The sequence below is a fragment of the Streptomyces panaciradicis genome (genome assembly GCF_023516615.1).
Classification (GTDB): Bacteria; Actinomycetota; Actinomycetes; order Streptomycetales; family Streptomycetaceae; genus Streptomyces; species Streptomyces panaciradicis.
In genome coordinates, this window is the sequence record NZ_JAMGBF010000171.1 from 1 (window position 1) to 8,868 (window position 8,868).

At 70.7% G+C, this 8,868-nt stretch carries 9 protein-coding genes and 1 tRNA gene; 6 read left to right on the forward strand and 4 right to left on the reverse strand.

Features of this window, described 5'->3' with window-relative positions:
• The coding region (locus tag M8J74_RS38005) for a DEAD/DEAH box helicase (protein WP_249840798.1) at positions 1-1,020 on the reverse strand (1,020 nt) is incomplete at its 3' end.
• 213 nt (positions 1,021-1,233) lie between these two features.
• Positions 1,234-1,797: a hypothetical protein gene (locus tag M8J74_RS38010; RefSeq protein WP_249840799.1), complete on the reverse strand. Its 564-nt coding sequence runs from the start codon at positions 1,795-1,797 to the stop codon at positions 1,234-1,236.
• Positions 1,798-1,935: 138 nt separating this feature from the next.
• Between M8J74_RS38010 and M8J74_RS38015 the strand changes: the two genes are divergently transcribed.
• The 4 genes from M8J74_RS38015 to M8J74_RS38030 all read left to right on the forward strand — a co-directional run bounded on the left by M8J74_RS38015 (position 1,936) and on the right by M8J74_RS38030 (position 4,579).
• Positions 1,936-2,346: a VOC family protein gene (locus M8J74_RS38015; protein WP_249840800.1), complete on the forward strand. Its 411-nt coding sequence runs from the start codon at positions 1,936-1,938 to the stop codon at positions 2,344-2,346.
• A 45-nt stretch (positions 2,347-2,391) separates the two neighbouring features.
• On the forward strand, positions 2,392-2,742 hold the full coding sequence (locus M8J74_RS38020) for a metallopeptidase family protein (protein WP_058924463.1): 351 nt from the start codon (positions 2,392-2,394) through the stop codon (positions 2,740-2,742).
• An 85-nt stretch (positions 2,743-2,827) separates the two neighbouring features.
• A complete protein-coding gene (locus tag M8J74_RS38025) occupies positions 2,828-4,423 on the forward strand; it encodes a metallophosphoesterase family protein (protein ID WP_249840801.1) in 1,596 nt (531 codons plus the stop codon).
• Positions 4,424-4,503: 80 nt separating this feature from the next.
• Positions 4,504-4,579: transfer RNA gene (locus M8J74_RS38030), tRNA-Glu, on the forward strand.
• A 108-nt stretch (positions 4,580-4,687) separates the two neighbouring features.
• Here M8J74_RS38030 and M8J74_RS38035 read toward each other — a convergent pair.
• A complete protein-coding gene (locus tag M8J74_RS38035) occupies positions 4,688-5,452 on the reverse strand; it encodes a DUF4097 family beta strand repeat-containing protein (protein ID WP_249840802.1) in 765 nt (254 codons plus the stop codon).
• A gap of 249 nt (positions 5,453-5,701) precedes the next feature.
• On the opposite strand from M8J74_RS38035, the gene M8J74_RS38040 reads away from it, so the two are divergent.
• Positions 5,702-6,511 carry an SDR family NAD(P)-dependent oxidoreductase gene (locus tag M8J74_RS38040; RefSeq protein ID WP_249840803.1) on the forward strand — a complete coding sequence of 270 codons (810 nt, stop codon included), beginning with the start codon at positions 5,702-5,704 and terminating at the stop codon, positions 6,509-6,511.
• A 10-nt stretch (positions 6,512-6,521) separates the two neighbouring features.
• Here M8J74_RS38040 and M8J74_RS38045 read toward each other — a convergent pair whose 3' ends face one another.
• Positions 6,522-7,184: a ScbR family autoregulator-binding transcription factor gene (locus M8J74_RS38045; RefSeq protein WP_058924459.1), complete on the reverse strand. Its 663-nt coding sequence runs from the start codon at positions 7,182-7,184 to the stop codon at positions 6,522-6,524.
• A 442-nt stretch (positions 7,185-7,626) separates the two neighbouring features.
• On the opposite strand from M8J74_RS38045, the gene M8J74_RS38050 reads away from it, so the two are divergent.
• Positions 7,627-8,616, forward strand: a complete 990-nt coding sequence (locus M8J74_RS38050; protein ID WP_249840804.1) for a ScbA/BarX family gamma-butyrolactone biosynthesis protein — start codon at positions 7,627-7,629, stop codon at positions 8,614-8,616.
• Positions 8,617-8,868 lie beyond the last annotated feature (252 nt).

Below are 8,868 nucleotides of genomic sequence, written 5' to 3' on the forward strand. Positions count from 1 at the left end.
GGCGGGGTCGACGTTCAGGACGAGGTCGATGCCGTCGACGTGGATGCCGCGGGCGGCGACGTCGGTCGCGACGAGCGCGTTGACGTACCCGTCCTTGAAGTCGGCCAGCGTGCGGGTGCGCGCGCCCTGGGTCATGCCGCCGTGCAGCGCGTCGGCCTTCACACCGGCGTCGCGCAGCTGCTCGGCGATGCGGTCCGCGCCCAGCTGGGTGCGGACGAAGATGATGGTGCGGCCCTTGCGGGAGGCGATGGCCGCGGTGACCGGCGCCTTGTCCTTGGGCTTCACGATCAGGATGTGGTGCGACATGGTCGTGACGTTGCCCTGGGCGCTGTCGACCTCGTGCGTGACCGGGTTGCTCAGGTAGCGCTTGACCAGGGTGGAGATCTCGTTCTCCATCGTGGCCGAGAACAGCATCCGCTGGCCGCCGGCCGGGATCTGGTCGAGGAGCTCGGTGACCTCGGGCAGGAAGCCCAGGTCGGACATCTGGTCGGCCTCGTCGAGGACGGCGACCTCGACGTTCTCCAGGGAGCAGGCGCCACGGTTGATGATGTCGCGCAGGCGGCCCGGGGTGGCGACGAGGATGTCGACGCCGCGCTCCAGGGCGTAGATCTGGTTGCCCATCGACGTACCGCCGCAGACGACCTTCATCTTCAGGCCGAGGACGTCGCCGTAGGGCTGGAGGGCGTCCGCGACCTGCATCGCGAGCTCACGGGTCGGGGTGAGGATGACGGCGCGCGGCTTGTGCTTCTCGGTGCGGCCGCCGGCGAGACGCGTCATGGTCGGCAGACCGAAGGAGAGGGTCTTGCCGGAGCCGGTGCGGCCACGGCCGAGGATGTCCTTGCCGGCCAGGGCGTCCGGGATGGTCGCGGCCTGGATCGGGAAGGGGGTGGTCACGCCGTTCTGGGCGAGCTTGCGCACGACGCCCTCGGGGAGGCCGAGGTCCGCGAAGGTGACCTCGACGGCGTCCTCGGTGCCCTCGTTCTCGGGCACGACGACGTGATCAGTACTGGAAATGGACATGCGTATGCGAAACCTTCCGGAGTCTCGTCGGCACGCGCCCGTCAACTCCGTGATTCGCAATACGACCGCCTCTATGCGGTCAGCCACGGCAAGGGAGAGAACGCGCCACACGGCGCTCTCTGCAATGGCGCCGGGCAATGGGATCAAACGATCTACCACCATACGCACCCATGCACCCCCGGGGCAAACCGAACCCCACGGACGTAGGCGAGATCACACTCCCGCCCCGCGGGCCGCCCCGTCGCGGCGCTCCTGCACCGGTGACCCGGCCGTCGGCGCCGGCTCCCGCTGCACCATCTGCGGCCCCGCGTCCGGGTGCGCCGACGAGGACGGCTCGGCCGACGGCGGCGGTTCCGGGGCGGAGGACGTGGGCTGCTCGGTCGGCGTGGGCGGCTGCGGATCGGTGTGCGTGGGCGTGGGCGTCGCCCGCGTCGGCGTGGGAGCGCCGGGCTGGTCCGTCTTGCCCGCCCCGCCCCGCGCGGGCGCGGAGGCGGACGCACCGGCGGACGGCGAGGCCGAGGGGGAGGCGGACTCCCCGCCGTCCTTGCCCTTGCCCTTCCTGCCCGGGTGCTTGCCGTCGGCCGCGGCTCCCAGCCCCCAGCCGCCGCCGGAGAGCGCCGTGCCCCCGTCGGGCGCCTCGCCGCCGTGCCGTCCCGCCGAGTGCGAGGGCCGCGCGCCGTCGCCGCCCGCGTCCTCACCCACGCTCATGCAGCCGGCGGCGGTGGCGACGGCCATGAGGGTGGCGGCCAGACGGACGGGTACGTACATGGGGCGCACGGGAAGCCACCTCTCAGGCGGGAAAGACGTCGCCGTGCCCAACTCCCGCCGTACGCGTCAGGACACGCGCCCCGCCGGGCGCGGCGCTACCGTGGCCCCGCACCGACCGTCCGAAACGGCGCCCAAGGAGCACGTCACATGCAGATCGCGGCCGCACAGAAGATCACCACGTTCCTGATGTTCGAGGGCGACGCGGAGGACGCGATGAACTTCTACGTCTCGCTCTTCGACGACGCCGAGATCGTCGCCCTCACCCGGTACGGCGCCGACGGCCCCGGCAAGGAGGGAAGCGTCCAGCACGCCACCTTCTCCCTCGCGGGCACGCAGTTCATGTGCATCGACAGCCCCGCCCACCACGACTTCACCTTCACGCCCGCGGTCTCCCTGTTCGTGCAGTGCGACGACGAGGCCGAGCTCGACCGCCTGCACGCGGCGCTCTCCGAGGGCGGCGGCGAACTCATGCCGCCGGGCGACTACGGCTTCAGCCGGAAGTTCACCTGGGTCAACGACCGCTTCGGCGTCTCCTGGCAACTGAACCTGCCCGCCTGAGCCGCCCTGCTCCGCCACGGGCGCCCCGTCCCTGACAATGGCCCTGTGCTGGAGATGACACGCGAATCGTTCGAGGAACTCGTCAGCCAGGCCCTGGACCGGATCCCGCCCGAACTGACCAGGGTCATGGACAACGTCGCCGTGTTCGTCGAGGACGAACCTCCAGCCGACGACCCCGACCTCCTGGGCCTGTACGAGGGAACCCCGCTCACCGACCGCGGCGAGTGGTACGCGGGGGTCCTGCCCGACCGCATCTCGATCTACATGGGTCCGACGCTGCGGCACTGCGCGACACGGGAGGACGTGGTGCACGAGGTCGCCGTGACCGTGATCCACGAGATCGCGCACCACTTCGGGATCGACGACGCGCGCCTTCACGAACTGGGCTGGGGCTGAAGCCGCACCCCCGCGAACTCCGCGCCCCCGCGAACTGCGCACGCGGCCCCGCATATCCACGTCCGGACTTGGGCATACGGGACCAATGGCCCGCGTCCCCGCCATAGCCGTGACCGCCGTGAACCGCGTACGAAAGTCCCCGCAGATCCTGACCCGCCGCCACCGCCGCACCCGTCGCCCCGCCCCTGCCCCCGCCCTCGAACTGGTCCAGCAGCCGAGTCCCTGGGTCCGCGCCCTCGGACTCGTCGCCGTCGTGCTGCTCGGCGCCTGGCTGGGACTGCTGATCGTCGGCAACGTACGGGTGCCGGTCGGGCCGATGAACACGACGATGACCCTGCGGCCGTCCCTGTCCGGCGGCACGAAGATCAACGTCTCGCCGCTCGGCGCCCTGGAGCTGAACACCCATCACGCGCCCGTCCGGCTGGACGTCAACGTCGACCAGCTCGACCCCACCCGCGCCCAGGCCCTGGTCGACCACCCCGAGCGGCTCTCCGGCCTCCAGGACGAGGTCGTGCACGACGTCGAGCACGGCACCCTCGACCTGGCCCTGCGCTCCTGCGTCGCGGTGGTCGCCGGCGCCACCGCCCTGGGCCTCGCCGTCTACCGACGCCCCCGGCGGGCGCTCGCCGCCGGCGGCACCGCCCTCGCCTTGCTGATGGCCTCCGGCGCGTCCGCGTACGCGACCTGGAACAAGGACGCCGTCCTCGAACCGAAGTACTCGGGCCTGCTCTCCTCGGCCCCCTCGCTCGTCGGCAACGCCCGCAACATCGTCACCGAGTTCGACGTCTACCAGAAGGAACTGGCCCGCCTGGTGACGAACGTGACCAAGCTGTACGACGTCACCTCCACCCTCCCCGCCTACCAGCCGGACCCGACCACCATCCGGGTCCTGCACGTCTCCGACATCCACCTCAACCCGGCGAGCTGGAAGATCATCGCCTCGCTGGTGGCCCAGTACAAGGTGGACGTCATCGTCGACACCGGCGACACCATGGACCACGGAACGGCGGCCGAGAACGGCTTCCTGGACCCGATCGCGAGCCTGGGAGCGCCGTACGTCTGGGTCCGCGGCAACCACGACTCGCACGTCACCCAGCGCTACCTGGAGCGCATGAAGAACGTCCACGTCCTCGACGAGGGCCGCGCCGAGACGGTCGCCGGCCTGCGCTTCGCGGGCCTCGGCGACCCGCAGTTCACCCCCGACCGCTCCACGGTGACGGGCGCCGACCAGTCCGAGGAGCTGGCGGGGGCGCAGCTGGCCGCGGCCCTCAACGACCAGAAGGCGGCCGGCACCCCGGTCGACGTCGCCATGATCCACGAGCCCTCCGCGGCCCGCGGGGTCGACGGCACGGTGCCGCTCGTCCTCTGCGGCCACCTGCACCACGAGGGGGACGAGATCCTGAAGTACGGCACCCGGCTGCGCATGGAGGGCTCCACCGGCGGCAGCGGCCTGCGCGCCCTGGAGCACAAGTACCCCGCGCCCGTCGAGGCCTCGGTCCTCTACTTCGACCGCGACTCCCGCCGCCTGCAGGCCTGGGACTCGATCAAACTGGGCGGTCTGGGCGAGACGACGGCCGAGGTCACCCGGCACCTGCCCAAGGAGAACCGCCCCGGAGCGGCCCCCTCCCCGTCCGGCTCCGCCACGCCCGGCAGGCCGTCGCCCTCCCCCTCGGGCTCGTAAACCGTTTTGGCGATAGCTCTCCGCATCCCATATGCTTCTCACGTCCCCGACGCGCCGCAAGGCGCCCAGGCGGGCCGATAGCCCTCATCGTCTAGCGGCCTAGGACGCCGCCCTTTCAAGGCGGTAGCACGGGTTCGAATCCCGTTGGGGGCACCAGCAGCACTGCGTCGCAGCAGGTCAGGGCGGATTTCATCCGCCCTTTTCCTTTTGCCCGCCTTCTCTTCTGCCGCAGCTGCGGCGCTGTCTCAGCACCACGGTTCCTCGTTATCCGCCGAACTCCGCCCGGCGGATAACGATGTCGCCGGCGCCGGTACGCGCGCGCACCTCGACGGCCTCGTCGGCGATGCCGATCTCCATCGTCCCGTGCTCGGCCTCCAGCGCCAGCGGTCCCCGCACGGCCTCGCCGACACCGATGTCACCCTGTCCGACCCGGACCTCGACCGCGGCGTGCGCCCGTCCGATGCACACGTCCCCGCTGCCCACCGACACGAGCACGTCACCGGCGACCTCACCGAGGTGGGTGGCTCCCTGAGTCCGCGTCAGCCGCGTCCGGCCCTCGACGGAATCGATGCGCACGTCGCCGCTCTCGGCGACGGCCTCGACGTCGCCGGCCACCCGCCCCACGGTGACGTTGCCGAGCAGGGAGTCGAGATGCAGCGGCCCCGTCCGGTCGAGCCGGACGTGGCCGCAGTCGACGACGATCCGGCACTCCCCCAGCCGGCCGGTGCCGTGGAAGTCCGCGGCGAGGGCGCTGCCGTGCACGGCGGAACCCGCCGGAACCTCGATGGCGACGGACACGGAGCCGCCGCCGCGAGGCAGGTCGCCCGCCCGCGGGACCGACACCAGCAGCTCCTCGCCGTCGCAGGTGACGACGGCCTCGGCCGCGGTCACCAGGTCACGGAAGTCGGCACGGTCGGCGGGAAGGACGTCGACGGTGGTGTCGGTGCGGTCGCCCGCGGTGATCCGCACGTCACCGACGCCGAGTTCGACGACGGCGCGGATCGGTGCGGGAGTGTGGAAGACCTGCATGACGATGCCCTCGACGGAGTGTGGAGCACAGCCTCACAAACATACCAGTGTCCAGGTTTTTTCATGACGCCCAGCGGCCGCCCCGCCCCGCGCGCACCGCCGACCGCCCCTTCGGGCGGCGGTCGACGCCTTCGAGCGCCGTGAGTTGTGGGTTTTTTGTAACAAAAAAACTGACCAGCCTGTCTTCTTCACCCGGGAGCCTGGTTACCTTGCCCGGGTCAGCCAGGGCATGAAGACGGGGGATCGTTGATGACACCTGCGCAGGCTTCGGTGAGACCTGCTCCGAACACATCCGGACAGACAGCCTCGCTCGAGGGGAAAGTCGTCCTCATCACGGGCGCAAGCAGCGGGATCGGCCAGGCGGCGGCCCGCCTGTTCGCCGGGCGGGGAGCCCGCGTGGTGCTGGTCGCCCGCAGGGAGAAGAAGCTGGCGGACCTCGCGGACGCGATCCGCGCCACCGGCGGAGAGGTCTCCTACGCGGTGGCGGACGTGCAGAACTCGGCGGAGATCGCCGACGCCGTCGCGCACACGACGACCACCTACGGCCGCCTGGACGCCGCCTTCAACAACGCCGGCACGGCGGTGCCACCGCGCCCCCTGCACCTGATCGAGGACGAGGCGTACGACGAGGTCATGAACACCAATGTGCGCGGGGTGTGGAACTGCATGCGGCACGAGATCGGCGCGCTGATCTCCTCCGGCGGCGGCTCCATCGTCAACACCAGCAGCACGGCAGGGCTGGTCGCCACATCGGCGGGAGCCGCCTACATCGCCTCCAAGCACGCCGTCATCGGCCTGACGAAGGCGGCGGCGGTCGAGTACGTGAAAGACGGCATCCGGGTCAACGTCATCGCCCCCGGCCTGACGCGGTCGGAGATGACCGACGGCTGGTTCGCCCGCCATCCCGGGGCCAGGGAACGCAGCCTCACCTCGGCACCCCAGGGCCGCGCCGCCGACCCCGAGGAGGTGGCCGAGGCCGCCGCCTGGCTGTGCAGCGACGCCGCCTCGTTCGTCACCGGCGCGACCCTGCCCGTGGACGGCGGGGCCACCGCCTGGTGAAGCGGCCGGGTCAGCCGGCCCGCAGCGCGGGGAGCTCCTCGCTCTCGCTCTGCATCTGCGCGTACACGCGGGCCCCCCGGTCGGGAGCCGTGTCCAGGTTCGCCAGAACCGCCGGCGCCGCGATCGAGGGGAGCATGTGCCGGAAGAGCACGGAGACCCGGTACTCGATGTCCGTCAGGTTCTTCTCCAGGTGGGAGTAGGTCTGGGCACCGTGGAACGCCGTCAGCACGAACTCCGCCGTCTCCCGCGGCACCACGTGCGCGAGGACCTCGTTGCGCTGCTGCGCCTCGACCAGGTAGCGCGTGAGCAGCTCGATCCAGGCCGGCCAGGCGCTGCCGTACTGGCTGCGCCCGTCCCGGTCCTCGGAGAGCTTGGCCCCGGCGCGCAGCACAGGGTCGTGCGTCAGCCGGTGGGCCACCACCATGGCGGTGTCCACCATCTCCTGGAGCTTGAAGTTCTGGGCGGGCACGTCCAGCGACGTCTGCACCCCCAGAACTCCCTTGGCCAGAGCCTTCTTCGAGTCGAAGTGGAAGTACAGCGCGCCCTTGGTGACCCCGGCGACCTTGAGGATGTCGGCGACCGTCGTGGCCGCGTACCCCCGCTCGGCGAACACCTCCGCCGCCGCCTGCAGAATCGCAGCGCGGGTTCGGATCGCTCGCTCCTGCTGTGCCACGGGACCTCCCCTCGGATCGAGGACATGCCTGAGACGGCCCACAAAAAAACCATCCAGCACGTACCTTATACGGGCCTCGAAGGAGCCGTAAGAGACCGAACGGTCCCCTACGAGTGCCGCGCACCGAATCCTCACAGGTCGCGCACGTGTCACCGCGGCACTCACGAATGCGGACTCCCCGATTCCGACGTACGGCGGGGCTCGGCAGCGGCCGGAGCCGGTACGGACTGAGGCGGGCCGGTCGTCGCCACCACCGAGGGCGTCAAAGGTCAGACATAAACCAGGCAGACGGTTTCTACGGCGGATCATTTCGCCCACGAAGGCAGTTCGCGCCCAACTAGCGCATCGTTCAGGACAATTGAAGCCCGCACCGGCCTTGAAAACAAAACCGGTGAGTACGTATCTTTGGCACATCCATTCGCCTCCTTGGGGGGAGAGGTTCATGAGCGTGCTGACGGTCCACGAGCCAGAGCACCACACCGACCCAACGGCGGGGCCCCTTCCCGGGCTGCGACTCGACGCTCTTCCGCGACTGACGACGACGGTTCCCCGTGAGTACGTCCACCGGGCCTCCGTGGCCGAGGTCTTCCTCACCGGCTGCACCCGTATCGACGAGACGCACTTCGCGCTCACCGGGCAGTGGCCCCGGGCGCACACCTACTTCAACAGCCCGAACGGTCTGCGGCACGACCCGCTTCAGGTGGCCGAGACCATCCGTCAGGCCGGGCTGTGCCTGGCCCACGCCGAACTCGGAGTCCTCCTCGGCCAGCACTTCGTGATGTGGGACCTCAACTGGACGGTCATGCCGGACCAGCTCCTCATCGGGGCCACGCCCAGCGACTTCACCGTGGAGGTCGCGATCGCCACCGAAGGGCGCAGGAACGCCGTGACGGTCAGGAGGCGTGTGGAGGTGACGATCCGGCGCGACGGGCGTGCCACCGCGACCGGCAACGCCAGCTTCACCTGTCTCACGCCGGAGACCTACCGCCGGCTGCGCGGCGACGCGCTGTCCGTACCGCCCCGAACGGAACCCGAGGAGCACCCGGTCCGGATGGACCCGGCCGAGGTCGGCCGCACCCGCCCCGGCGAAGTGGTGCTCGCCCCCACCGACCGGCCCCAGCGCTGGTTGCTCGCCCCCGACACCCGGCACCCGGTCATGTTCGACCACGCCGGCGACCACATCCCGGGCATGGTCCTGCTGGAGGCGGCCCGCCAGGCCTCCTGCGCCCTGCTCGGCCCGGCCGCCACCCTGACACCGGTGCAGATGTCCACGGAGTTCCACCGCTACGTCGAGTTCGCGTCCCCCTGCTGGGTCGAGGCGACCCCCCTGCCCGAGCAGCGGGACGGATGGGCCGGCTTCCTGGTGACCGGCAGCCAGGACGGCAAGACCGTGTTCACCACCTCGGTCGGCGGCCCGGTCGCCCGGTACTGACCGCCACCACGCCGGCGCGGGCCGGCGTGGTGCGCGGCACCCCTCCGTCCGCCGACGGCCTGCGCTTCTGATCGTTTTCAGAGCACCGCTCATCCTCTGATACGCTGCTCCAGCGACGTCACCCCAGCTGACGAGGGCCCCCGCAGTCACCGAGTGGCAGCGGCGGAAACTCGCTGGGGACACGCAAAACGGTGTGCGACACTAGGTTCACTGGTTCGCACAACAGCAAGGTCCTGTGGAGCAGTTTGGAGT